Source organism: Vibrio sp. 704 (assembly GCF_033339295.1).
On sequence record NZ_JAWOUH010000992.1, the window covers coordinates 1 to 523 of the forward strand.

A 523-nucleotide genomic window follows, 5' to 3' on the forward strand; every position below is an offset into this window, starting at 1 on the left:
ATGTTTAGCGTCTCTTCGAGGTCTTCAGGAAGCAAAATCAGGCTGTGGGCATTCGAGCCTTTCACTTGTTCGGTAGAATAACCCATCATGTTTTCAAACTCTTGGTTGACCATAATGATGCGAAGCGACGCGTCAGAAATCATGACGGCGGTCATACCATCGAGTGCGGCACGGGCTAACTTCGATTCCACACTATGACGACGGTAATGCAGCGCCAACGCGGTAATTGGCAAAGTGAAAACCAACACAAGACTTAATACAAACAAGGATTCTTGAATAAGGTCATTGATGTCGCGCGTCGCTCTTTTTGACAACTGCTCATTCGAGAGGTCGATGATGAGATGCAAAGGCTCGTTGGAGACAAACTTAATCGAGCTAAACGCAATCAAGTGTTCACCGTTATAAGAGTACCCCGCTTGCTCAGATACCACTCGCGGCCATATATCTGGATACATGTTCGAGAAATTAAACTGAGAACGCTCAGGAATAATATCGCCATACAAGCACGACTCGTCAGGACTCG

General features: G+C 46.5%; 1 protein-coding gene. It reads right to left on the bottom strand.

Features of this window, described 5'->3' with window-relative positions; all coding sequences use genetic code 11:
• A partial coding sequence (locus R7R24_RS30290) for a PAS domain-containing protein (protein WP_318120661.1) occupies positions 1–523 on the bottom strand: 523 nt, incomplete at both ends.